Raw genomic sequence first — 23,082 nt, forward strand, 5'->3', positions numbered from 1 at the left:
GGGAAAAAGGTTCAGAGCCGCCGGGAGAACCCGACGGTCTGAGCCGAAAGGTATCGCACGCCAAACACCGATCCGAACGTCGTCAGGAGCCACCCGAAGGGCGAACTCCCGAGCATGGCCGTCGTCGGGATGCTCGAGTCGGGGATGAATGCGACTCGGACGATCTGGAACGTCGAGTCGACCCCCCAGACCTCGTAGCTCCCTCGGACGTCCCCGTTGGCGTCGAAATCCTCGGAACCTGCCGCTCCTTCCCAGTTCACGTCGCCCCCGCTCGCACCCAGAGCCGCCAACGCGGCCGACCACTGGCCGGGCTTGACGACCGTACCCGGCGCCTCCGATACGGCGCGCAGCTGGTCGCGAATCGCGGTTCCGTTCACGGAGCCGGCCTTTTGGGCCGCCAGCGCGATCAGGTATACGGCGTCGTAGGTGTAGTCCGCGTAGAGGACCGGAGCCTGGCCGCTGTTGTTCGCCTTGTATTGCGCCACGAACGAGTCGTAAATGGCGCCGAACGGCGATACCGGCGCGGTGCCCAGGATCTTCGTGACGTCCACGTTCACCGAGGGATCATGCAGCTGGTCGATGAACGCCTGGCTCTTCAACCCCTCCGAGAAGATCCACGGCCGGTTCCACCCCGGATTGCTCGAGAGGCCCGCCTGCCAGTTCGACATGACCGTGATTCCCTCTCCGGGGAATCCGACGAAATAGACCGCCTGCGGATTCGTCGAGAACAGCTGCGTGAGAGCCACGTCGAAGTTCGGAGCCGCGGGGTCGATAATCACCGTCGTGTTCACGACGCCGGTGAGAGCCGTGAACTTTGCCTTGACCACTCCGGCGAGTCCTCGACCGTACGAATCGTCGCGCGCGATGAGGTTGACATATCGGTACGACAGGTTTTGATAGAGGTAGTCGGCCGCGACGACCCCCTGAAGCGCGTCGGACGGGGCGGTGCGGAAGAAGTAGCCGCCGGTCAGCGAGAGGTTCGACAGTGCGGGCGATGTGGCCGACGGGGAAACCATTGGAACGAACGCCTTCTTGGCCGTCGAATTGACTGTGGGGATCGATCCACCCGAGAACTGAGCGCCGACAATGGCGTTGACATGGTTGACGTTGATCAGCTTCGTAGCCGCGGCGACGGTCGCGGTCGCGTCCGTCTGGTCGTCTTCGACGAACATGATGATCGGCTGCCCCAGAACTCCGCCTGCTAGGTTAATCTGGTCGACCGCTAGCTTCGCCCCCTTCGTGTCGCCGGGTCCGTATTGGCTGAGCGCACCGGTTTGGGACAACAGCACACCGATGCGAAGCTGCGGCTTCGGCGCGGCGCTTGGCGAAAACAAGCCCGCGAATGCGGCGGCCACCACGACGACTATGATCACAATCAGAACCGCTATCACGGCCCACAACGCCTTACTCCTCGAGGCGGGTCTTGCGGCCGCTCCCGATGGTGCCTGCTCCTCCTCCATAATGACCCCGCGGGCGAATGCTGCGACATGTCTTTAAGGATTACGAAAGCCCTTTGTCGTTGGTCAAGTCTCGAACGAAGGCCGGAAATCTCGGCGGCTACATGCCCGCATATTCGGCCGTCGGACCCTTTAAATATCCTCATCCGCATGCGCGGCCGGAGGGCGGGTCCGTGGTGTTCGCGACGATTCCGGGCGCGTTCCAGGCTGAGATTTTCAGCGGCGCCGTGTTGGCCCTTTGCGCCGTAATCTTCGTCATATTCATCCTCGTTGCGATCTGGGTCTACCGGGACGCGGAGAGTCGGGGGATGAGCGGCGTCTTGTGGCTCATCGTCGTCTTGCTGTTCAGTTGGATCGGCCTGATCATCTACCTCGTCGTCCGAAAGGACAAGCTCCAGCCGATGATGGCGCCGCCATACGGCCAGCAGCCGTGGCAGCCGCCGCCGTCGGGCGGCGCGCCACCACCGGCCGGCCCCGCTCCGCCCGCCCAGATGACGTGCCGGAACTGCGGTTCGCCGCTCGCCCCCGGCGCGACGTTCTGCGGGAAGTGCGGCGCGAAGGTCTGAGTCGGCCGTTCGGGCGCCGGCATCGTGGCATCCGGACCGGGCGCCGTCCCGAAAGGGATTTCACGGCCCGCGCCGTTCTCGGCCCTGGGTCGTATGGAGGGCGCCGGGCTGATTTCCTTCGGGCCCACCGCGCTGCAGGTCCTGCCGGTCGGGGCACTGTGCGCGATCGCGATCGCCTTCGCCGTGATGTGGCTCCTCATCGGCGTACTCGTCTACGAGGACGCGGAGAGCCGAGGGATGACCGGCATCGGCTGGTTCCTGGTCGTCCTCATCCTCGGGCTCATCGGGCTCATCATCTACTTCGTCGTACGGAAGGATCGGCTCCCTGGATATGGGCCGCCCGCATCGAATCCGTGGGCGCACGCGCCCTCGTATGACTACCGGCCACTTGCGCCGCCAGCTCCCGCCGCCCCCGCGGCAAAGCCGCCCGCGACCGCGTCGCAGCCGACGGGTCCGAGTTCCGTCGGCCGTTCCTGCCCGTCGTGCGAGGCGAATATCCCGTTCGACGCGATCTTCTGTCCGAATTGCGGAGATCGGGTCACGTAGGGCGCGCGGTTCGATGCTTTTATGGCCGGGGAGCCTTCTCCGGCGCGCGGTGCGCGCATGAAGAGCTCCGACGTGTCCGGCTTCTACAAGAAGAGCCCGGAGGACCGCTGGCAGACGATCCGCGGTTTCGGCGAGCTCACGGACGCGGAGATCGACACGATCCGCAACACGGGCGCCCTGAAGTTCGAGCAAGTCGACCGGATGATCGAGAACGTCGTCGGCACGATGCCGGTCCCGCTCGGAATCGCGGTGAACTTCCGGATCAACGCGCGGGACTACCTCGTGCCGATGGCGATCGAAGAGCCCAGCGTCGTCGCAGCCGCGTCGAATGCGGCGAAGATGGCCCGGGACCGCGGCGGGTTCGCGACGAGCTCGACGGGGCCCATCATGATCGGCCAGATCCAACTCGTCGGCGTGCCGGATCCGCACGGCGCGCGCATGACGATCCTGGCGCATCGCGACGAGATCCTCTCGCTGGCCAACGAGAAGGACCCGATGCTCGTGAAGGTCGGCGGCGGCGCGAGGGACGTCGAGGTGCGCGTCCTCGAGACGAACCGCGGGCCGATGGTCGTCACGCACCTCCTCGTCGACTGTCGGGACGCGATGGGGGCGAACGCGGTGAACACGATGGCGGAAGCCGTCGCGCCGCAGCTCGAAAAATGGACCGGCGGCCAGGTGTACCTTCGAATCATCTCGAACCTCGCCGTGCGCCGTCTCGTCCGAGCGCGGGCCGTCTTCTCGAAAGACGCGATCCGATCGGAGGACGTCTCTGGAAAGGACGTGGTCGAGGGCATCCTCGAGGCGTACGCCTTCGCCGAGGCGGACCCCTTCCGGTGTGCGACGCACAACAAGGGAATCATGAACGGCATCGACGCGGTTGTCGTGGCCACCGGGAACGATTGGCGGGCGATCGAGGCGGGCGCCCATGCGTACGCATCGTGGAAATCCGGCGGGTATCGCTCTCTCACGGCGTGGGAGAAGGATGCCAACGGCGACCTCGTCGGGACGATCGAACTCCCCATGGCCGTTGGGCTCGTCGGGGGAGCGACGGCGGTCCATCCGACCGCCAAGGCTAACGTCCGCCTGCTCGGGGTCAAGACCGCACAGGAATTGGGCGAGATCATCGCATCGGTCGGACTCGCCCAGAACTTCGCGGCACTTCGGGCGCTCGCCACGGAAGGGATCCAACGAGGACACATGTCGCTTCATGCGCGCAACATTGCCGCCACGGTTGGCGCGACAGGCGATGAAGTCGACCAGGTCGCTCAGCTCCTCGTGAAGGAGCGGAAGGTGAGGATGGACCGGGCGAAGGAAATTCTCGAGGATCTCCGGAAGTCCCACTAATATATGCGGCCACGAATTATTCCGTTACGCAAATTTCATGTCCTGGCTATATATAGATATGTAGACACGATACCTACTCCCCATTCGATATGTCATAGCGAAAGGGGCGTTTTCCGTGTTACTTCCTGTCACGGCGCCATCGATTCCTGGCGAGTTGGATATGCGTCTCCGAATAAAAATGGCTTCCCACGACGGCGGTCAAACGTATCGAGAGACGGCGTGGAGGTCAGCATGAATCGTCAGACTTTCGTCCGACCGGCAGACTTTTTTACCCGCACGTGCCTTCGCCGCCGCGGGATGGGCACACACGGTCCGCGTCGCGATCTACACTAGGGTGTCGACGGAAGACCAGGCGAAGGAAGGCTTTTCTCTCGATGCGCAGCGGGAGCGCCTCCAGGCGTACTGCCTCGCTCGGGACTGGTCCGTCGCGGCGGCCTACGTGGACGATGGACACTCCGGTCGAAACACGAAGCGCCCCGCCTACCAGCGGATGATGGCCGAGCGCGATCGCTGGGATGCGATCCTCGTCATCAAGATGGACCGGATCCACCGCAACGCTCAGAATTTCATGGAGATGATGGACGACCTCCGCGCGTGGGGGAAGGACTTCGTCTCGGCGACGGAGTCGCTCGACACGTCGACGGCCATGGGTCGGTTCGTGATGGACATCATCCAGCGGATCGCCCAGCTCGAGTCCGAACAGATCGGCGAGCGGGTGTACATGGGCATGTCCCAGAAGGCGAAGACGGGTCCGGGAATCCTGGGCTTCCACGCCCCCCTCGGCTACGTCCTCTCGGAGGGTCAGCTCCTCCCCGACGAACGAGGCGCGTCCCTCGTCCGCGATATCTTCGATCGCTGCATCGAGGGACGCACGCTCGAGGAGATCGCGTCCGACCTCAACGCGGGCGGTCACCGGACGAGGCGGGGCACCGAGTGGACGGCGGTCAAGGTCCACCGAATCGTCCACAACCCGGTGTACGCGGGCTTCCTACGGTGGGACGGCATCTTCCGTCGGGCGGAGCACCCCGCGATCGTCCCCGTCGAGACGTTCAACGAAGCGCAGGAACGCCTCCGGAACCGCGCCCTCCTCGCGAACGCAAACGGCCCCCCGATCCTCCTGGAGACGTGAGTCGTGGACGGCCGATGCGCGCGGTGCTGGACCCCGAAGAATCTCGTGAACCACGAGGTCGACGCCAATCCGCGGGCGGATCCGACGGTCCGACGGGAGAAGGTCGTCCTGTGCAAGCACTGCGGGGACGGGGCCCCGCTGGACGCGCTCCTATTCTGGGAGGTCTACATGCGCTTCGGCTCGACCCGCGAACTCCTGCAGCACTACGGGGCCGACTCGGAAGAGCTCGCTCTGCAGAAGCTGTGCAACGAACGCGGGCTGAACGAGCGCGAGGTCCTTCGCCGCGCACGCGGACAGCAGAGCGCCGAGGCGCTCAACAACGCCGTCAGGAAAGCGAACGCCTTCCTGACATACGCGAGCCCGTACGGCTACGACTACGTGAACGGCGCCCTGCAGGTCCGCCAGGATGAGGCCCGCGTCGTCTCGCTCATCTTCCGCCGGTACCTCGAGGGGAAAGGGATCGCGAAGATCTGCCAGGAGCTGAACCGCGACGGATACCGCACGAAGACAGGACGCGCCTGGGCAAGCCAGACGATCGCGAACATCCTCAGCAATCCGGTGTACTGCGGCCTCGCTCGGCTGAACGGCGGCATCAAGCGCGGAAGGCACGAGGCCCTGATCGAGGTCGACACGTTCAACCGGGTCCAAAACGAAATGCAACGTCGGATCCGCCGGCCGGACCAGAGGAAGCCTCAGCCACCGCAGCTGCGGCTCGAGGATTACTCCGGTTGAGCCATGGCCCCCAGGCGAAGGGCCCGTGAGTCCCGTATGTTCGACCCCCTGAGGTGCGGTCCCGTTGCGCCTCGGTCTACCCAATGTGTATGGGGACCGCGGCCAGTCCGTATTGACAATCCATAGTACTATACAGACCCATAGGACTATGGCGCGTCCATGACAAAGCGTGACAAGCATCTCACGACGATTCAGCTGACGACCGAAACGCGCGATCGGATCTTCCGCTTGAAATTCCGCAAGACCTACGACGAGTTCTTGCGGGAGCTCTGCGACTTGTTCGAGTCGGCTAACGCGGACGCACAAAAATGAGCCTCGGAGTATCAGTTTACGTCCAACATATAATTTGACACACGGTATTGTAGCGGCTATACAAAGCGCACGTCCCGCCTATTTCGCCCCTTTCGCTCGACCCGTTGATACTGTTATCCCGGCCGTCGGCATTCCGCGTCCGCGCGATGACCGCGTGGACCGAGAAGCATCGGCCGAAGACCCTCGAGGAGATCGTCGGCAATCCGACCGCCGTGGCCGAACTTCGGAAATGGGCGGACGCTTGGCAGCGGGGCCGCCCGGAGAAACGCGCCGTGGCCCTACAAGGCGACCCCGGGGTCGGGAAGACGAGTGCGGCGCTCGCCCTCGCGAACGAGATGGGCTGGAGCGTCGTCGAGATGAACGCCTCGGACAGCCGCAACGCGGAGGCGATCCGCACGGTCGCGACCCGCGGAGCGGTCCTCCAGACGTTCAGCGACACGGGGGAGTTCCTGACGACGGAGAAGGGAGGGCGAAAACTGATCGTGCTCGACGAGGCGGACAACATCTTCGGGCGGGAAGACAAGGGCGGTGTCGCCGCAATCGTCGAGATGATCCAAGAGACGCAACAGCCCGTCTTGCTGATCGTGAACGACTACTACGCGCTCACCCGCCGATCGGCGTCGTTGAAGCGACTCTGCAAGGCCATCAAATTTCAAGGCATTCACGATGACGCGATGAAAAAGATACTCCGCACCATTGCGTCCGGCGAAGGCCTCGATGCGGCGGACGACGTCCTCGACCTGATCGTAGAGCGGGCGAGCGGCGACTTGCGTTCCGCGATCAACGACTTCGAGTCGATTGCGATTGGCAAGAAGGAGGTCCTTGCACCCGCGACGAAGTCACTCGGCTACCGGGATCGGGAGCTCACGATTTTCCCGGTCATCGAGGAAATCTTGCGGTCGGGCGATGCGAGGCGGGCCCGCGAGGCCGTCCGGAATCTTGACGAGACGCCGGAAGACCTCATCCTCTGGATCGACCAGAACCTCGCCCACGAATTCGGCCGGCCGGACGATCTCACGCGCGGGTACGACGTGCTGAGCCGAGCCGACCTCTTCCTGGGTCGAGTCCGTCGGCGCCAGAGCTACGGTCTGTGGTCGTACGCGCGCGAGCTCATGTCGAGCGGCGTAGCGGTAGCCCGGAGAGGACGTGCCCGCGGGGGACAGCTCGAGTTTCCGTTCTACCTGATTCAGATGGCGCGATCCCGGGCGCAGCGCGGCGCCCGGAACTCGGTCGCGGCCAAGTTCGCCCGCTACCTGCACGCGTCCCAGTCGCTCGTCCGCACGGACATCCTCCCGGTCCTGAAGGCCCTGTTCGCCGGGGACGAGGAACTCCGGATCCAGTTGACGGCCGAGCTCGGCCTCGATGAGCGCGAGGTCGCGTTCCTCCTCGATGAGGCGGAGGCGAGCCACGCGGTCAAGCATCTCCTGGAAAAGGCCGCCAAGATCGCCCGCCCGAAGGCCCGCGGGGCGACGGCCGGACGGCTCCACGCATTCGACGAGGGCGAGACGGACGATGCGTGAGACGGGCATCCGCCAGCGGGGCATCGTCGGCCGGCGGATGGCCTTCGATGAGGGGGAGATCGTCACGAAGTACACGGTCCCCTTCGTCGATTCGGGGTGGCGGGTCGCCTTCACGGTCGTGGACCGGATCGGCGGACCGCCGCGCGTCGTCGACGCCGTGATCCGGGTCGAAGGGGACCGACTCCGCGCATCGAGCCGCACGGCGGACTTGCGGCCGATCGAGTCGATCCCGGCGGATCGCTTCGCGGCGCTCGTGCATTTCGATCCATGGTGGGCGTTCCGAGGGGTCTCCGGCGTGGACCGGCGGTGGATCGAGGCGATCTTTTCGACGAACATCGCACGGACGTTCGTGCGAGAGCATCGAACCCTGAAGGTCCACGACCTGCGCTTCTCCGACGATCTGCGGACGCTCGATGCGGTCGTCACGAAGGACGAGGCGTTCCGGCCGATCGAGTTCCGTGCCGGGGAGATCGACCTGCTCCCGCTCCGGCGGCCAACCCATCGGCCCCAGGAGGCTGAGGCCCTCGGACGCGCGAAAGCCCTTTCTAAGTCGGGAATCGTCCGCTAACGAAGTCATGGAACGATATCCTTCGCGGGTTTCAAGAGCTTCAGTCGGACGCTCTCAATCTTCCGGGCCATCTCGTCCGTCGTCATCGCTCCTTGGTCATACTCGGCCATGATAGCCATGTACGGCGTCAGGGAGTCAACGACGCGGACTTCGGTGGCGGTGAAGATGCCGCACGGGCCATCGAGCCACTCCGTCTCTTGGTCGCTGATGATTTTCTCGACCTTGCGGTTGCCGGAATACCCGAGTGCGCCTTCCGTTGCGCTCTCGACCGCATGGCCGCGAAGATACGCGACGAGGACTTGAGGGACACGATCCTGCTGTTGTCGCAACTCGACCCAATGCCGCAGGTTCGCTACTCGGACCCAAGTCGTGATTCGGTGCCGCGCGAGGAAATTCCTCCATTCCTTGGCCATCGTGTGGTCGTCGCTCTTGACGTTGGTCAACTTCCCGTGCGGTCTCCTGGGCCAAATCCAATCGGAGGGCGCGTTGTACGGCGTTTCCGCCTTCCACGCCTTCAGGGCCTCGGAGGCGAGCGACGGAAGTCGAGCGATGACCGGCGAGTCTGTCTTGCACTTCCGGCCCGGCATCGACTCGGCCACAAAGGCTAGCGACCGTCCGAATTCACGGACATCGGACCATCGGAACTGTCCGAGCTGATCATCGCTCTCCGTACACTGCCTCGTCCAGGTCAAAATACTTTGGGGTGTCAGAATTACCGGCCCAAAATCATGGTTTCATGTATTCTGCGGGTGCGACGCCCCCAGCTATCCGCCTCTCGGCTTCGGCGAACTCCATGCTCTCGATTTCCCGGGCCTTCAGTTTCTTCCAAAAGTCGGAACTCGGTTCCCCGCTGAAACCGGAACTAGAACCTTACGTCGTCGTGGAGGCGAAGATGGCCCGCGAGGTTTCAATAGCGTTCGGATGATGCGGAGGCCAATGGAGAAGGGAACCAAGCGAATTGTGCTTGTGATTGTCGCGGTTGCTTTGGCTGTCGTCTTGCTGGGATACCATTCGTCAACCCTTATCGTGATAGTGGGCAGCGATCATCCCGTGTACCCGATGACGTACACCGTCAACGTGGATGGAAACATCAGGGCGGAAGGTATTCTGGAGCCTGGTCAGTTGGTCCGCATTACGATACCCTTGTCGTGGTGGGGGCTTGGCTCTTGTGTGGGAGTGAGGCTCCAGGTCACCTTCCAGAGCGCAGACTATGGCCCAGCGACGTTTGGTTCTGGGCTGACACACTACGTCTGCGTGGGCCGGACACGGGAGGTAAGGTATGTGGTTCCATGAGAGGTCGCGTGATTTGCGGCGGGCTACGATCCACCGACTTCCGACCCAAAGTGGCAGGCGCGGACACGTTCGAAGTAACCGTGAAGTCCTGCGTGCCGTAAGATTCACCTCGGCACCTCGGTCAAAGGGTTCCCGTCGCTCGAGTCCCAAAGATGGGATTGGACCCAGTTGTCGATATCGTTTCATCCCCGCACTTGCGGCACGGCCCCTGCTCTGTCTTTCCCAATGCCTGCGCAGGATGACTCGGACCGCTTCTTCCCCTTCGACACAGTCGCAGGGCTCGACCCGATGGTCGTAATAGCCTAGGCTCGGTGATGCCATTCGCCGAGCAGATAATACGCCTCGATTCCGCACACGCCACAATGGGAAACGGAGAGTTTTTCGTTCCTGAGGGTCAGGATTGCGGCTCTAAAACTCTCAGGTCAGACCAATCCTATAGCGTTCCCCTTCCGGTCGCGACAGCGGGATGGGGCGTCCTATCCTCGGTAGCACTTGGATTCTGGAGTCGGTCTCTCGCCGCGAATCCGAAAATGGAAAGGGCCGGGCGGTTGGGCCCGGCATGCAGGGAACAGGGAAGTCGGGGGTGCGGGACGCGAGTTGTTTATCGGTCGATTTCCGCTCGCGAAAGCCCTTTAACCCGAGCGGCTCATGCAGCGGCGGATGGACCCGGAGAAGAAGGACGTCCTCGAGCGGCAAGGCTACCGAATCGTGGGGGAGCACAGCGGCGTCAAGCTCTGCCATTGGACGAAGGCCAGCCTGACGAAGGGCATCGGCTGCTACAAGCAGACGTTCTACGGCATCGAGAGCCACCGGTGCCTCCAGATGACGCCGACCGTGGACGCGTGCAACCTGTCGTGCCAGTTCTGCTGGCGCACGCAGGAGTGGGGATCGGACAGCCTGCTCGGAGCGGACGACCCCGCGTTCATCGTGGACGAATCGATCCGGGCGCAACGCGAGCTGTTGAGCGGATACAACGGCAACCCGAACGTCAGCCGGGAACGGTTCCTGGAGGCATGGCATCCTTCGAACGTCGCGATCAGCCTGACGGGCGAGCCGACGCTCTACAAGCGGCTCGGCGAGATGATCGACGAGTTCAAGCGCCGCAACATGTCCACGTTCCTTGTGACGAACGGCACGACCCCGTCGGTCTTGCGGCGGATGCGCGCGGAGGGCCGACTCCCGACGCAGTTGTACGTCACCGTGGCGGCCCCGAACGAGGAGGTATACCGCAAGCTCGTGGCGCCGAAGTCGGACCACGAGTTCCGCAAGCTCAGGGAGACGCTCGCCCTCCTCCCGACCCTCCCCACGCGCACGGTCATCCGCCACACGCTCGTGCAGGGCTGGAACCTGGGCTGGGAGGACGAATACGCCGAGCTGGACCGCCTCGCGAAGCCGATGTTCATCGAGTGCAAGGGCTATAGCTTCGTCGGCGAGAGCCGCCTCCGCCTCCAGGCGGACAACGTCCCCTCCCACGCTTCGATCCGGACCTTCGCGGGACGCTTGGCGGACCGCGTCGGGTACCGACCCGCGGCGGAGCGAGAGGACAGTCGAGTCGTCCTCCTGACCCGGGATGGGCGACTCCACCCTCTTTCCGGCTGAGAGAATTCACGGCGGCGGTTTTTATAACCCCTTCCGGATACGACGCCATTCCTCTCCAAGTGGTGCGCGCCATCCGGCGCGGGTACGACGTTATCGTGGTCCGCGTGAGGAAGCTCGGTCGGCGAAAGATCCTCATCGCGGTCGTCGTCGCCGCGGTCCTCCTCGTCGTCGGACTCAGCATGGGCCGGGTCGATCTGCTCGGGGTCCTGACCGGCGCCTATGACACGCCTTGGCTCTACATGCTCATCGCCTTCAGCTACGCAATCCTCGTGGCGGTCATCCTGCCGATTCCGATCGAGATTGCCCTGTTGCCTCCGCTCCTCGATTCCCGATGGGGCTACATGGCTGGCACGGCCCTCGCGATCGCGGCGGGCAAGACGATCGGCGCGTGGCTGATCTTCTGGTTCGGGCTGAACCTCGAGGGCTCGGTACGGAAGTGGTCGGACCGGTGGCGGCTTGCCCGCTGGTTCGTCGCGAAGGCGGAGAAGTTCGTCGGGAAGACGGGGTACACCGGAGTCTATCTGCTCCTCAGCGTCCCCCTGATGAGCGACACGATCCCGATCTACGTGTACTCCCTCTTCAACGCCGAAGGCAAGGCGCTCGAACGGAACATGTTCCTCATCGCAAATTTCCTTGCCGCGCTGAATCGCGTCGCCGTCCTGGGCGTGGCCTACGTGATCGGCGCGAACCTGTTCGCCCGGTGACGCCCGAACCCTTATCCGCGAACGCGGATTGGCGCGGCGGTGTTCGAGCTCCCGTCGATCCTGACCGCGGACGGCCTCCTGGACAAGGCGTTCGGTCGCGCGATGAAGGCGACCGCCAAGGGCCCGGACCGCATGACGCGGGCGCGGAACCTCGCGATCATGCGCGTGGGGACCGCCGGAAAGGCGATCGAATCGACGCTGCGCGGATACGTGAAAGGATTCCCGACCCTGGATCGGCTGCCGCCGTTCTACCGCGAACTCGTCGACGTCCTGGTCGACGTCGGCGCGTTGAAGAAGCACCTCGGTGCGGTCGACTGGGCGGCGCAGAAGGCGGCGGAGATCACGCGGCAGTACCGCCGCCGGATCGGGCGGGGGCCGGGGACCGACATCGGCGCGCTTCGGCGGGAGGCGTTCGGCCGACTGTCCTCCCTCGTGCATCAGGTGAGCGGGGACCTCGACGCCCTCGTCGAGGCGCGACGGGCCCTTCGAAAGCTCCCGTCGATCGATCCGGACGTGCCGACGATTGTCGTCGCGGGTTATCCGAACGTCGGCAAGAGTTCGTTCGTCCGCGCCGTATCGTCCGGTCGGCCGAAGATCGCCGATTATCCCTTTACGACGAAGGGCGTCTCGCTCGGTCACATCGAACGCGGGGTACGTCGGTACCAGATCCTCGACACCCCGGGGATCCTCGACCGCCCCATGGAAAAGCGGAACCGAATGGAGCGCCAGGCGATCGCCGCGCTCCGGCATCTCGCCGAGGCCATCGTGTTCCTCCTCGATCCGACGGAGACGTGCGGCTACCCGCTCGACGACCAGGTGCGGCTCCTCGAGGAGGTCAGGGCCCTCTTCCCGGACGTCCCGCTCGTCGTCGCGGAGAACAAGGCCGACCTCGAGGGTCCGTCGCGGGGCCACCTGCGGATCTCTACCCTCACTGGCGCGGGGGTCGGGGACGTGCTGGACCGGGTCCTCTCGACCCTCACCAGCCGCGATCCTGCATTCGCGCTTCGATCGGCATCGCCTTAGCGTCGAGGCCTTTCATCGCCAAGCCGATCCCCTTCGAGACCTCGGCGACCGTGCTCGGGTCGTCGAAGTGGGCGACGGCATCGACGATCGCGCGGCCTCGCGTCTCCGGGTTCTCCGACTTGAAGATCCCCGATCCGACGAAGACGCCGTCGCAGCCCATGAGCATCATCATCGCGGCATCGGCCGGCGTCGCGATCCCGCCGGCCGCGAAGTTCACGACCGGCAGTCGCTGGATCTTCTTCACCTCGCCGAGGATTTGGAAGATCCCCTCCGCGATGTCGTCCAAGGTCGCGCCCGCGAATACGACGTCGGCCTCGTGGACGACGACGGGCTCCTGGCCGTGCGCGGTCCGGACCTCCCGCAGAAGAGTCGTGAAGCTGTCCGCGAACTTCGTCGCGATCCCGTAGAGCCGGTCGTTGTCCTGCGACTTGAGCTCCGCGATCGCCTGCGTCATGAGGCGCATATGGCGGACCGCCTCGACGACGTCGCCGGTGCCAGGCTCGCCCTTCGTGCGGATCATCGCCGCGCCTTCCCATACACGCCGCACCGCCTCGCCGAGGTTGCGGGCCCCGCAGACGAACGGGACCTCGAAAGCGCGCTTGTTGACGTGGAAGAACGGATCGGCGGGCGTCAGGACTTCCGACTCGTCGATCATGTCCGCGCCGAGGGACTCGAGTGCCCGGGCCTCGGCCTCGTGACCGATGCGGCACTTCGCCATCACGGGGACCGTGACGGCGTCCATGATCTCCTGAATCTTGATGGGGTCCGCCATGCGAGCCACGCCGCCCGCCGCGCGGATGTCCGCAGGCACTCGCTCGAGCGCCATCACCGCGACCGCGCCCGCTTCTTCCGCGATCAGCGCCTGCTCGGCGTTCGTCACGTCCATCACGACGCCGCCCTTCTGCATCTTCGCAAAGCCGCGCTTGAGCAGTTCCGTGCCGAATCGCAGGCGGGTCAAGTCGAGGTCGAGCGGGATGGTTTGCCTCCGGGCTGAGCTACGGGCCGTGCCTATTTCTATTTTACGGGCCCCGTTCCTTGAAAGCATGTGTCGGTAATGCTGAGACTACTTCGCTGACGCGCCGCTCCGAGTGGTGGACATCTCGGAGTGGATGCCGCCCTTCCCGTGGCCAAATGCCTGATGCAGCCAAGGAGTCCTCATCGCCACGCGGGCAACTAATGCTTGATAAATTTGCATTGTTTGTGGCCGGCAGGCGACGGAGGAACTGCCTTGTTGGCTATGCAGCGGAACCGGCGTGGTTCCCTCATTACTAGTGCCGCGCAAGATCGGATGGTGGAGTCAACGCGACACTGAGTGCACAGAGTGCAAGGGCAACGGCAGGCTAGGCTATTGTGCGCAAGATGCGGCCTTCAAGCAGAGCGAAGTGAATCGTCAGTAGGAGGATGAGTACCGGAGTCTGACCGCGGCCCGCTCCAAGACAATTCGTGCGGTGCTCGATCAGGCGTGCTAGGTCGAGTTTCCGGAAACACTTAAGAGAGCCCTCCGTTTCCTCGCGGCCCGTGCAGGTCGTATGCGTCACCGGGATGCCCGGATGCGGCAAGGAGGAGGTCCTGTCCGTGGCGCAGGAGCTGGGTTTTTCGATCGTCCGCATGGGAGACGTCGTGCGGGAGGACGCCCGACGCCGCGGCCTCCCGATTACCGATGCCGCCGTCGGCGGGCTGGCCCACGCGGAGCGCGAGGCGCACGGGTACGGTGTTTGGGCGGAGCGGACTTTGCCGCGGATCCAGGGGGAACGGGTGCTCGTCGATGGCCTTCGCGGCCGCGCGGAACTGGATGTGTTCCGCAAGGCGTTCGGGGACCATCTGACCGTCGTCGCGGTCCACGCCTCTCCGACGACCCGCTACCAACGGATGATGAAACGCCGCCGAATGGACGACGCGCCTGGCAACGAGGCGTTCCGCGGCCGAGACATCCGGGAGCTCGGCTGGGGACTGGGCGAGGTCATCGCGACCGCGGACGTCATGCTCGTGAACGAGGGCTCCCTGGAGGAGTTCCGTGGGCAGGCGCGCGCGACGTTGGAGCGGCTGCATGGCTAAATTGCCGGTGCGATGGATTGAGGTCCGCACCTACTGCCATGCGACGGAAGATGAAGCGCGTGTTGCCCAGGCGCTCGACGCCGTGTGCCCGGTCGGGGAGACCGTGCGGGAATCGCTGGAGGGCCATTTTGGGAACCCGCTCCTGCGGCTGACGCGGCGCGTGGACGACGGAAAGGCGATCCGCTCGGTCTGGGACCGATGGACCGCCGCCGGCCTCCCTCAAGACATCGGGAGGGACCTCGAGAGCCGCCTCGACGACGACGGGATCCTTCACTTTCGGATCGACAAGCAGGCCGCCTGCCTCGAGAAGCTCGCGCTCGCGAGGGACGCGGACACGATCGACGTGCGACTCAAGCTGATGGCGTTCCCGGCGAAGCGGGACGTCGCGAAGGAAGTCGCCCGTTCGGTCCTTGCGGGAGGACCGTGAGTGCGTCTCACGGCGGCTCAGCGTCGGCTCGTCGACGAAGGCTCGCCGGCTCAGCGCACTTCGATGCGCCTCCTCCTTGCGGTCGCGCGACTCGGTAACGCCGACAAGTTCGTGCCGATCACCTCGGCACACGTCTCGGGAGCGTCGTACAAGATGATCGGCGATCCCGGCCTCGAGTTCCTCGAGGACTTCGCTCGGGACGCCCGAGTCGCGGTGCCGACGACCGTGAATCCGCTCGGCACGGACCTTGCGCAATGGAGGGAACTCGGCGTGCCGGAGACCTTCGCCGTGAAGCAAGAGCGCATCGCGCACGCCTACGAGGCCATGGGCGTTCGGCCGACGTACTCGTGCACGCCGTACGACGCGCTCCCGCGTCCGGCGCTCGGCGAGCATCTGGCCTGGGCCGAATCGAACGCGGTGTGCTTCGCGAATTCGGTGATCGGTGCCCGCACGAACCGCGAAGGCGGGCCGTCCGCCCTCGCCGCGGCGATCGTCGGCGCCACGCCCGACTACGGGCTGCACCAGGCCGAAGGACGCCAACCCACCGTCATCGTCGACGTTCGCACGAGGCCCCGGGGCGTCGACTTCTCGCTCCTCGGACTCGTCGCGGGGGAGCGCGTGGGAGACGGCCTCCCGTACTTCCGTGGGTTCCGCGCCGCCGAATCGGAGCTGAAGTGGCTCGGCGCCGCACTCGCCTCGTCGGGTTCGTGCGCCATGTTCCACCTCGCCGGCATCACGCCCGAGGCTCGTCGGGCCCGCCTCCGAGGGCTGAAGGTCCTCTCGATCACCCGGGCGGACCTGCGGGAGGCGCAGCGGCGCTACTCCGACGGCGAGGATGCCGATCTGATCGCGTTCGGGTCGCCCCAGCTCTCGGCCGACGAATTGCGTGAGGTCGCGGCGCTCGTCGATCGGACACCGCCTCGGATCCCGGTCTGGGTCTTCACGAGCCGTGCCGCGCGAGAGGCGCGTCCGGATTCCGTCGCCACGATCGAGCGGAACGGAGGCCGGGTCCTCGCCGACACCTGCCTGGAGGTCACGGTGCTCGAGCACCGGTTCGGCACCGTCGCGACGCCGTCGGGGAAGGGCGCGTACTATTTGCCAAGCCTGTGCCATCAGAAGGTCATCTTGGACGACGTCCGCGCGCTCCTGGAGCGGTTCGCATGAGGATCCGCGCGCGGCCGATTGCGCCCGGTCGGGCGACCGGCACCGCGCTCGTCCATCCGGAGCCGTTCTCGTTCGTCGGCGGGGTGGACCCGTCGACGGGGGAACTCCTCCATCCCACGCCATCGGCGTCGGGCGGTGCCCTCGCGGGACGCGTGTTCGCCTTCCCGCACGGAAAGGGGAGCACCGTCGGGTCCTACGTCCTCTACGGCCTCGGACGCCGCGGCGTCGGACCCGCGGCCATCGTCAATGCGCGCGCCGAAGCGATCGTCGCCGTAGGCGCGGTCCTCGCGGGGATCCCGATGGTCGACCGCGTGGACGTCGGCGGAATCCGGTCTGCGGATCGGGTGACCGTCGATGGGGATCGAGGCGCCGTCGACCTCCCCGATGTGCGCGCGCGACCCGTCGTCTCCGCGATCCTCCGGAACCGGGGGCGGATCCTCATCGTCCGGCGGAGCGAGGCGGTCGGGAGCTTCCGAGGTCGCTGGTCCGCCGTGTCCGGGTACATCGAGGGGCGAGAGGACCCCCGGGACCGCGCGGTCCGCGAGGTCCGGGAGGAGACCGGCCTGAGACGGCTCGTCCTCCGGGCGACGGGCCAGCCGGTATTTGCCCGGACGGACGCCACGGTTTACGTCGTCCATCCGTTCCTCTTCGACGTGGCGAGCCGCACGATCCGACTCGATTGGGAGAACACCGATCACGCGTGGATCCGGCTCGAAGACCTCGGCCGATACGACACGGTCCCCCGACTCGCGGACGTCGTCGCGTCCGTCCTGCCCGCCGCCGCGTCCGTCCCGACGCCCCCATCGCCGCGCCCACGGGACGGGGTCAGGAGGACCCGTTCCCCGGGACGACCCGGTCGACCTCGCGCTCGAGCAGCGTCATCTGCTGTGCATCGAAGGCGGACGGGTTGACGGACAGCAGGAGGACTGCCCCGTTCATCGCCACCCGGTCCCGGACGGCCTGGAGGAGGCGGAGGACGGTGATGAAATTGTTGTGCGTGACGAGGTATTCCAGGCCGTCGATGAGGATGACGCCGTTCCCGCCGCGGAGGAACTCCTCGACGAGGAGGGAGAGTTTCTCAAGGTCCTTCGGTCGGACCGTGCGCTCCTTCCCGACGTTGCTCAGCCAGATGATCGTGGGGGCTGCGTCGCCGAACCGCTCGCGGACCCTCTTGGGATAGGCGCGGGTGATGCAGAGGCCCCTTTTGCCCGTCTCCAGCGCGGACCGGAACAGGTCGTACGCCTCACGCGGGGTCTTCTCGCGGACGAGTACCGACGAAGGGTCCTTCAGCGACGGTGCGATCGGCTCGGAGGCGCCGGCCTCGGCCTGGCCAGTGGCGGTCGACGACCCGGTTCCCGCCAAGGCGAAGCCGCATGCATCGCACGCGTCAGACCCAGGGGGAATCGGCGCGTGGCAACGCGGACAAGGCGACGCGTCGCTCGTCGTGGGCTCGCCGCATCGAGGACATCGCCGCGCCGAGGCGGGAATGGTGGCGCCGCACGTTGGACACTCGACGTCGCCGGGCTCTTCGGTCGAGAACGCCGCGACGATTCGATCGAGGTCGGACGGCTCGAGGCCTTCGATCGCCGCGAGTTCCTGCCTCGTCGCCGCCTTGAGGGCTGCGACGCTCTTGTAGCCCGCATCGAACAGCGCCGTCGCCTTCGCCGAGGTGATGCCGGGGACCTTCGTGAATTCGCGGAGCGCCTCGGACATGTGGAGAGGCGTCACCCCGATCGTGACGGACCGTCCGTCGACGTCGTTCCATTCGACCACGTGCTCCGACCCGACGTCCTTGTCCGAGAAAGTGAAGTTGCGCGACCGCGTCTCCCGCGACATGAACGCTACCTGAGGCGCAAGGACCGCCGCGAAGTCCTTGCTCGTCTTCACGACCGTCGCGATGAAGTCGTCCACCTCGAGGTCGAGCTCCTTCCGCATCTGCTGCACGCGCCGGATGATCTCGCGGGCGTACGCTTCCGCCTGGAGCTCCGGCGTCACGCGGAGGTGGAGGTACAGCTCGCCATGCGGCGTCGGCGCGACGACGACGTCCGCGGGGACCTGCTTCTCGAAGCGCACCATCGACGCCCCGATCGTGACGATCTGCCCGTCTACGCCGACCTCGTAGGGCCCTCGCTCGAGCGCCTCACGAAGTTCCTCGGCCGGCCGTGCCTCTAGGACCTTCACGATCTTCGGCCCGAGGACCTTGTACGCCTTCCCGATCGCCGCGGGATCCGGCTTTGCGACGAGCGACATTCCAGGGAACTCGTCCGTCGGCTTGAGGACGAGGAGCTCCTTCGCATTGGCCAGTTCCAGGAAGACGCCCTTCAAGGAGTCGAGGGCGGCGGCCGCGGCCGGCGTCGGTCCCTTCACCGCGACGAGCTGGAGGGGCCACCGGAGCTTGCGCCCTCCCTTCTGCCGTTCCTTCGAGACGACCTCGACGAGCCCCTGGACGATCGCCATGGAGGCTTCGAGTTCCGCCTTGCGCCGTCCTTCGATCGCCGTGGGCCAATCGACCATGTGCACGCTGAGCTTGCGGCCGTCGAGACGCTGGTACATCGCTTCGGCGATGTGCGGGGTGACCGGCGCGACGAGGGCTGCGACCGTCCCAAGCGATTCGTGCAAGACGCGGTAGGCGGCGAGCTTGTCGCGGTCTGTCGCCTCGGTCCAGGTGCGTCCGCGGACGAGCTTGACGTACCAGCGGGACAGGTCGTCGAGGACGAACGACTCGACGGCTCGGTAGGCCCGATGCAGGTTGTACGTCGCCATCTCGGCGTCCACGGTCGCCTTCACGCTCTCGAGGCGCGAGAGGAGCCACCGGTCCTCGTGGCGGAGATGGCCCTCCACGACTGCCATGGCGGGCGCGAACGGATCGAACCGATCCAGGACCATGTACGTCGTCGCGAATCGCAGGACGTTCCACAGGATGTTCAGGGTCCGGAGGGCGGTCCGAACGCCCTCTTCCTGGAAGGTGATGTCGTCCCACGGCGCGTTCACGAGGACCATGTACAACCGAAGCGCGTCGACGCCGAACTTGTCGACGACGGTCGACGGCTCGACGTAGTTCCCGAGGGACTTGTGCATCTGCCTACCATCGGGCCCGTTCACCCATCCGTGCATCAGGACGGAGTCGTACGGGGCTCGATCGAAGGCGACGACGCCCGCGGCGAGCTGCGAGGCGAACCAGCCGCGCGTCTGGTCGGGCCCCTCGACGATCCAATCGGCGGGCCACCAGCGCTTGAACTCGTCCTCCCGCGCCGGGTACCCAAGGCTCGCCCATGTGGAGACGCCGCTCTCGAACCAGACGTCGACCGTGTCGGGGACCCTCGCCATCGTCCCGCCGCACTCGCTGCACGGCAGTGTGACGGCATCGATGCCGGGGCGGTGAAGGTCCATGCCCTCCTGGTAGCCTTGGCCCTCCCGGAGCTCGGCCGACGAGCCGACGACGACCCAGTGGCGGCACTTCGGGCACCGCCAGATCGAGAGCGGGACGCCCCAGTACCGCTGTCGGGATATGCACCAGTCCCGGAGGTCCTCCGTCCAGCGGAGCTGCCGGGCGGAACCGGCCCAGTCCGGATACCACCGCACGCGCTGGACCTCGTCGACCATCTTCGGCTTGATGTCCGAGACCTTGAGGAACCACTGGACCGTGGCGCGGAACAGGATCGGCGTCTTGCACCGCCAACAATGGCCGTACGCATGGACGAGCGTCTCTTCGGCGAAGAGGGCGTGAGCGGATCGCAAGTCGTTGATGATGATCGGGTCCGCCTCCTTCACGTACTTGCCGGCGTACTCGCCGGCCTCCGGGGTGAAACGCCCGTGTTCGTCGACGGGGGAGAACGCCGGCAACCCGAGCCGCTGCCCGAGTTCGAAGTCCTCCGGGCCGTGACCGGGCGCGGTGTGGACGAGGCCCGTGTGCTCCGCCTCGACGACCTCGGAGGCGACGACCCGGTGGGCCCAATCGCCCGTGACACCGGCCTGGTACGGGATTCCCTCGGCGAGTGGGTGTACGTACGCGCGACCAACGAGCTGAGCCCCGGTCGTCCTCTCGACGACGTCGTAGGAGGCGACGCCCCCGAGCGCCATGACGGCTGGGACGGCGGCTTCCATGATCCACAGGTACTCCGTCTTGTCGCCCTCGCCGACCCGCACCTTCGCGTACGAGAACTGCGGATGGACCGCGATCGCGAGGTTCGCGGGCAGCGTCCACGGCGTCGTCGTCCAGATGAGCAGCGATTCCTCCGGTCGCTCCGCGAGCGGGAACTTCACGTAGATCGAGGGGTCCGTTTCGTCCGCGTATTCGACCTCCGCGTCCGCGAGGGCCGTCTCGTCCCGCGGACACCACTGGATTGATCGCAGGGCTTCGTACAGGAGGCCGTGCTCGTGGGCACGCTTCAGGGTCCACCAGGCGCCCTCGATGTACTCGTTGCGGATCGTCATGTAGGGCCGGTCCCAATCGAGCCAGACGCCGAGGGCTTGGAACTGCTCCGTCATTTTCGTTAGGAGTTCGAGGGAGAAGCTCCGGCACGTGTCGATGAACTTCGCGATGCCAAGCTCCTCGATCTCCTTCTTGTTCATAATCCCCAGGGTCTTCTCGACCTGGACCTCGATTGGGAGCCCGTGCATGTCGTAGCCCGGTTGGTCGCGGACGTGGAAGCCCCGCATCCGCCGGTAGCGGACGACGGCGTCTTTGATCGTCTTGTTCAGCACGTTGCCAAGGTGAATCGAGCCGGTCGTAAACGGCGGGCCGTCGCCGAAGTAGTAATCCTCACCGCCCGCACGCGCGGCGACCGTCTTCGAGTAGACCTTCGCGCGCGTCCAAAATTCCCGGACCTGACGCTCCAGCTCCGCTGGAGCGTACGACTTCTCCGCCTGCTTGATCATCGCAGCCCCGCTCCCGGGGAATTCGGGCGACCGCGGGGCTTCTTCATCGCCCCGAGGAGGCGGTGCGCCCATTCGACAGATCCTATAAAAAGGTGCGCGGCTCTTTGCTGGCGGGCTCCTCCCGGCTTCCGCGGGCCGGCGACGCCGCGGTCTGGGCGGGTCCAAGCGGTGCCTCCAGGGGGAAGGAACCAGCCGGCAGGAGGGACACCACGAGGCTCTCGTTGAAGAATTCTTTCGTGTACAGCAGACTCGACGCGTCGAGCGCCCAGACAATGTAGGGGGCAGCGACGTCGCCGAAACCATTCAGGTTCGCGGGACCAGAGGCACCTTCGTAGTCGATGTCGCGGCCCGCGGCGAGTTCCTGCAGTGCGATGTTCCATTCGTTCGGGCGGACGACGGTCCCAGCAGGATCGGCGACACTTTGGATCTTGGCCCGAATTCCCGCACCCCCCGCGAATCCCACCGCCTCGGCGGCGAGGGCGACGAGGTAGGCCGCATCGTATGAGTTCGCCGCGAACAATGCGGGCGGGGTGCCGTAAATCGCCTGGTATCGTGCAGACCACGCCGCGAACTCGGGCGGCTCAATCTGGGCGTAGACCGCAGGCGAGGTGCCCTCGAACGCGCTCACGTCGACGCCGGCGGACACGAGAGGGTCGATGAAATTCGATTGATCGTACACGGCGTCCGAAAACATCCAGCTTACATTTGCCCATCCGGGATTCGCCCCGAGTCCCTCCCACCAGTTCCGCATGAGGACGACACCGCTGGGAGGATACACGATCGCGTACACGACCTCTGGAGGGGGATTCGCGTCCAAGACCAGGTGGAGGTCGCTCGTGTAGTCACTTGCGAGGGGATCGATCAGAACCAGAGACCCCGTGATCACTCCGCCGAAGCGAGTGAAATTGCTCACGAACGCTGCGGCCGTTCCAACCCCATAGTCGTTGTTCAATGCGATGACGCCGGCCATGGCGAAGGTCCGATTCTCGTGGGCATAAGACGCCGCGACGGCCGCTTGCAACGCATCCGACGGGACGGTCCTCGCGAACCATCCGCCCGTGTACGCGAGGTCCGAAAAAATCGGGCTTGTGCAGGACGGTGCAACCTCGAAGACAGCGGTTGCCTTCGCAACCTGCAGCACGGATGCGCACATGAAGGATCCCGTGGCGCCGATGATTGCGACGACCTTGTCGGAGCCGACCAAGGTCATCGCGGCATTCTGAGCGTCGATCGGGCTCGTGTGATCGTCCATGTGGAAAACCTGGATGGGCTGCCCGAAGACGCCCCCTGCCGCGTTGATTTCTTCCACCGCCATGTCGACCGCGTTCTGCTGCGAGACTCCAAAGCCCTGCAGGGGGCCTGTAAGGGAGAGGATCGTGCCGACCCGCAGGGGAGCGTGCGAGACCCTCACTTGCCGAGCCACGGTCGCGGTCAGGTTCCCCGTGTCGATCGCTTCCACGCGGACGGTGTAGTCGCCCGGCTGCGCGAACAGATGGTCTGCGGCCTTTCCCGTGGACCAGGGCGTGTCCCATGCGCTGTCGTTCTCCCAGTCCCATCGCACCTGAATCGAGCTCGGAGGGTCTCGATCGTCCGAGACGTCCGCGACGAACGTGAAACTCGTCGTGTTGTCCCCGGCCGCCGGGGTCACGGTGACGTCATTGACAGTCGGAGGGATGTTCGCGGAAACGGGACCAGGCTGCGTGAGTACGTACAACGAAATTCCCGCAAGAAGGAGGGCGACCGCAACGAACCCGACGATGACCAT

The 23,082-nt window shown here is 65.5% G+C and carries 21 protein-coding genes; 16 read left to right on the top strand and 5 right to left on the bottom strand.

Annotation, left to right across the window (positions count from 1 at the left end; translation table 11 throughout):
* Nucleotides 1-11 precede the first annotated feature (11 nt).
* Nucleotides 12-1,391, bottom strand: a complete 1,380-nt coding sequence (locus tag VF992_04180; GenBank protein ID HEX9340353.1) for an ABC transporter substrate-binding protein — start codon at nt 1,389-1,391, stop codon at nt 12-14.
* A 239-nt stretch (nt 1,392-1,630) separates the two neighbouring features.
* On the opposite strand from VF992_04180, the gene VF992_04185 reads away from it, so the two are divergent.
* The 8 genes from VF992_04185 to VF992_04220 all read left to right on the top strand — a co-directional run bounded on the left by VF992_04185 (nt 1,631) and on the right by VF992_04220 (nt 8,174).
* Nucleotides 1,631-2,023: a zinc ribbon domain-containing protein gene (locus VF992_04185; GenBank protein HEX9340354.1), complete on the top strand. Its 393-nt coding sequence runs from the start codon at nt 1,631-1,633 to the stop codon at nt 2,021-2,023.
* Nucleotides 2,024-2,047: 24 nt separating this feature from the next.
* Nucleotides 2,048-2,569: a hypothetical protein gene (locus VF992_04190; protein HEX9340355.1), complete on the top strand. Its 522-nt coding sequence runs from the start codon at nt 2,048-2,050 to the stop codon at nt 2,567-2,569.
* A 57-nt stretch (nt 2,570-2,626) separates the two neighbouring features.
* On the top strand, nt 2,627-3,913 hold the full coding sequence (locus tag VF992_04195; GenBank protein HEX9340356.1) for a hydroxymethylglutaryl-CoA reductase, degradative: 1,287 nt from the start codon (nt 2,627-2,629) through the stop codon (nt 3,911-3,913).
* A 322-nt stretch (nt 3,914-4,235) separates the two neighbouring features.
* The gene (locus tag VF992_04200; protein ID HEX9340357.1) at nt 4,236-5,042 is read left to right on the top strand and encodes a recombinase family protein; all 807 of its coding nucleotides are present in this window, start codon (nt 4,236-4,238) and stop codon (nt 5,040-5,042) included.
* 3 nt (nt 5,043-5,045) lie between these two features.
* On the top strand, nt 5,046-5,774 hold the full coding sequence (locus VF992_04205) for a recombinase family protein (GenBank protein ID HEX9340358.1): 729 nt from the start codon (nt 5,046-5,048) through the stop codon (nt 5,772-5,774).
* 159 nt (nt 5,775-5,933) lie between these two features.
* Nucleotides 5,934-6,086, top strand: coding sequence for a hypothetical protein (locus VF992_04210; protein HEX9340359.1), 153 nt, complete (start codon nt 5,934-5,936; stop codon nt 6,084-6,086).
* Nucleotides 6,087-6,232: 146 nt separating this feature from the next.
* Nucleotides 6,233-7,606, top strand: coding sequence for a replication factor C large subunit (locus tag VF992_04215; GenBank protein HEX9340360.1), 1,374 nt, complete (start codon nt 6,233-6,235; stop codon nt 7,604-7,606).
* Nucleotides 7,599-8,174, top strand: a complete 576-nt coding sequence (locus VF992_04220; GenBank protein HEX9340361.1) for a hypothetical protein — start codon at nt 7,599-7,601, stop codon at nt 8,172-8,174. Before VF992_04215 ends, VF992_04220 begins: the two co-directional genes overlap by 8 nt.
* A 5-nt stretch (nt 8,175-8,179) precedes the next feature.
* Here the strand turns inward: VF992_04220 and VF992_04225 are convergent, their stop codons facing one another.
* The gene (locus VF992_04225) at nt 8,180-8,761 is read right to left on the bottom strand and encodes a hypothetical protein (protein ID HEX9340362.1); all 582 of its coding nucleotides are present in this window, start codon (nt 8,759-8,761) and stop codon (nt 8,180-8,182) included.
* Between the two features lie 349 nt (nt 8,762-9,110).
* Here VF992_04225 and VF992_04230 point away from each other — a divergent pair, with 349 nt between their 5' ends.
* The 4 genes from VF992_04230 to VF992_04245 all read left to right on the top strand — a co-directional run bounded on the left by VF992_04230 (nt 9,111) and on the right by VF992_04245 (nt 12,793).
* The gene (locus tag VF992_04230) at nt 9,111-9,467 is read left to right on the top strand and encodes a hypothetical protein (protein ID HEX9340363.1); all 357 of its coding nucleotides are present in this window, start codon (nt 9,111-9,113) and stop codon (nt 9,465-9,467) included.
* Nucleotides 9,468-10,127: 660 nt separating this feature from the next.
* Nucleotides 10,128-11,066: a 4-demethylwyosine synthase TYW1 gene (gene twy1 / locus VF992_04235; protein HEX9340364.1), complete on the top strand. Its 939-nt coding sequence runs from the start codon at nt 10,128-10,130 to the stop codon at nt 11,064-11,066.
* Between the two features lie 59 nt (nt 11,067-11,125).
* The gene (locus VF992_04240; GenBank protein ID HEX9340365.1) at nt 11,126-11,770 is read left to right on the top strand and encodes a hypothetical protein; all 645 of its coding nucleotides are present in this window, start codon (nt 11,126-11,128) and stop codon (nt 11,768-11,770) included.
* A gap of 39 nt (nt 11,771-11,809) precedes the next feature.
* Entirely contained in the window at nt 11,810-12,793 is a 984-nt protein-coding gene (locus VF992_04245) for an NOG1 family protein (protein ID HEX9340366.1), read from the top strand.
* On the opposite strand, the gene pdxS is transcribed toward VF992_04245, so the two are convergent.
* Nucleotides 12,747-13,742: a pyridoxal 5'-phosphate synthase lyase subunit PdxS gene (pdxS, locus tag VF992_04250; protein ID HEX9340367.1), complete on the bottom strand. Its 996-nt coding sequence runs from the start codon at nt 13,740-13,742 to the stop codon at nt 12,747-12,749. The two genes, VF992_04245 and pdxS, sit on opposite strands and share 47 nt — an antisense overlap.
* A 569-nt stretch (nt 13,743-14,311) precedes the next feature.
* Here pdxS and VF992_04255 point away from each other — a divergent pair.
* From VF992_04255 to VF992_04270, 4 genes are read left to right on the top strand one after another with little or no spacing between them, the layout of a single operon-like run.
* Nucleotides 14,312-14,848 carry an AAA family ATPase gene (locus tag VF992_04255; GenBank protein ID HEX9340368.1) on the top strand — a complete coding sequence of 179 codons (537 nt, stop codon included), beginning with the start codon at nt 14,312-14,314 and terminating at the stop codon, nt 14,846-14,848.
* A complete protein-coding gene (locus VF992_04260; GenBank protein ID HEX9340369.1) occupies nt 14,841-15,275 on the top strand; it encodes an RNA-binding domain-containing protein in 435 nt (144 codons plus the stop codon). The genes VF992_04255 and VF992_04260 overlap by 8 nt, the downstream gene beginning before the upstream one ends.
* Nucleotides 15,276-16,439 carry an aconitase X catalytic domain-containing protein gene (locus VF992_04265; GenBank protein ID HEX9340370.1) on the top strand — a complete coding sequence of 388 codons (1,164 nt, stop codon included), beginning with the start codon at nt 15,276-15,278 and terminating at the stop codon, nt 16,437-16,439.
* Nucleotides 16,436-17,350, top strand: a complete 915-nt coding sequence (locus VF992_04270) for a DUF126 domain-containing protein (GenBank protein ID HEX9340371.1) — start codon at nt 16,436-16,438, stop codon at nt 17,348-17,350. Before VF992_04265 ends, VF992_04270 begins: the two co-directional genes overlap by 4 nt.
* On the opposite strand, the gene ileS is transcribed toward VF992_04270, so the two are convergent.
* Together ileS and VF992_04280 are read right to left on the bottom strand one after the other, a co-directional pair.
* Complete coding sequence (gene ileS, locus VF992_04275) at nt 17,265-21,317, bottom strand: isoleucine--tRNA ligase (GenBank protein ID HEX9340372.1); 4,053 nt, start codon at nt 21,315-21,317, stop codon at nt 17,265-17,267. The two genes, VF992_04270 and ileS, sit on opposite strands and share 86 nt — an antisense overlap.
* A gap of 82 nt (nt 21,318-21,399) precedes the next feature.
* Entirely contained in the window at nt 21,400-23,082 is a 1,683-nt protein-coding gene (locus VF992_04280) for an ABC transporter substrate-binding protein (protein ID HEX9340373.1), read from the bottom strand.

This window comes from Thermoplasmata archaeon (genome assembly GCA_036395115.1).
In the GTDB taxonomy this organism is placed as follows: Archaea; Thermoplasmatota; Thermoplasmata; order RBG-16-68-12; family RBG-16-68-12; genus RBG-16-68-12.

Coding starts and splice junctions, on each gene's coding strand:
- VF992_04195 (HEX9340356.1), top strand. CDS start 2,627: ATGAAGAGCTCCGACGTGTCCGGCTTCTACAAGAAGAGCCCGGAGGAC.
- VF992_04210 (HEX9340359.1), top strand. CDS start 5,934: ATGACAAAGCGTGACAAGCATCTCACGACGATTCAGCTGACGACCGAA.
- VF992_04215 (HEX9340360.1), top strand. CDS start 6,233: ATGACCGCGTGGACCGAGAAGCATCGGCCGAAGACCCTCGAGGAGATC.
- VF992_04220 (HEX9340361.1), top strand. CDS start 7,599: ATGCGTGAGACGGGCATCCGCCAGCGGGGCATCGTCGGCCGGCGGATG.
- VF992_04225 (HEX9340362.1), bottom strand. CDS start 8,761: ATGCCGGGCCGGAAGTGCAAGACAGACTCGCCGGTCATCGCTCGACTT.
- VF992_04230 (HEX9340363.1), top strand. CDS start 9,111: ATGGAGAAGGGAACCAAGCGAATTGTGCTTGTGATTGTCGCGGTTGCT.
- twy1 (HEX9340364.1), top strand. CDS start 10,128: ATGGACCCGGAGAAGAAGGACGTCCTCGAGCGGCAAGGCTACCGAATC.
- VF992_04260 (HEX9340369.1), top strand. CDS start 14,841: ATGGCTAAATTGCCGGTGCGATGGATTGAGGTCCGCACCTACTGCCAT.
- VF992_04270 (HEX9340371.1), top strand. CDS start 16,436: ATGAGGATCCGCGCGCGGCCGATTGCGCCCGGTCGGGCGACCGGCACC.
- ileS (HEX9340372.1), bottom strand. CDS start 21,317: ATGATCAAGCAGGCGGAGAAGTCGTACGCTCCAGCGGAGCTGGAGCGT.
- VF992_04280 (HEX9340373.1), bottom strand. CDS start 23,082: ATGGTCATCGTCGGGTTCGTTGCGGTCGCCCTCCTTCTTGCGGGAATT.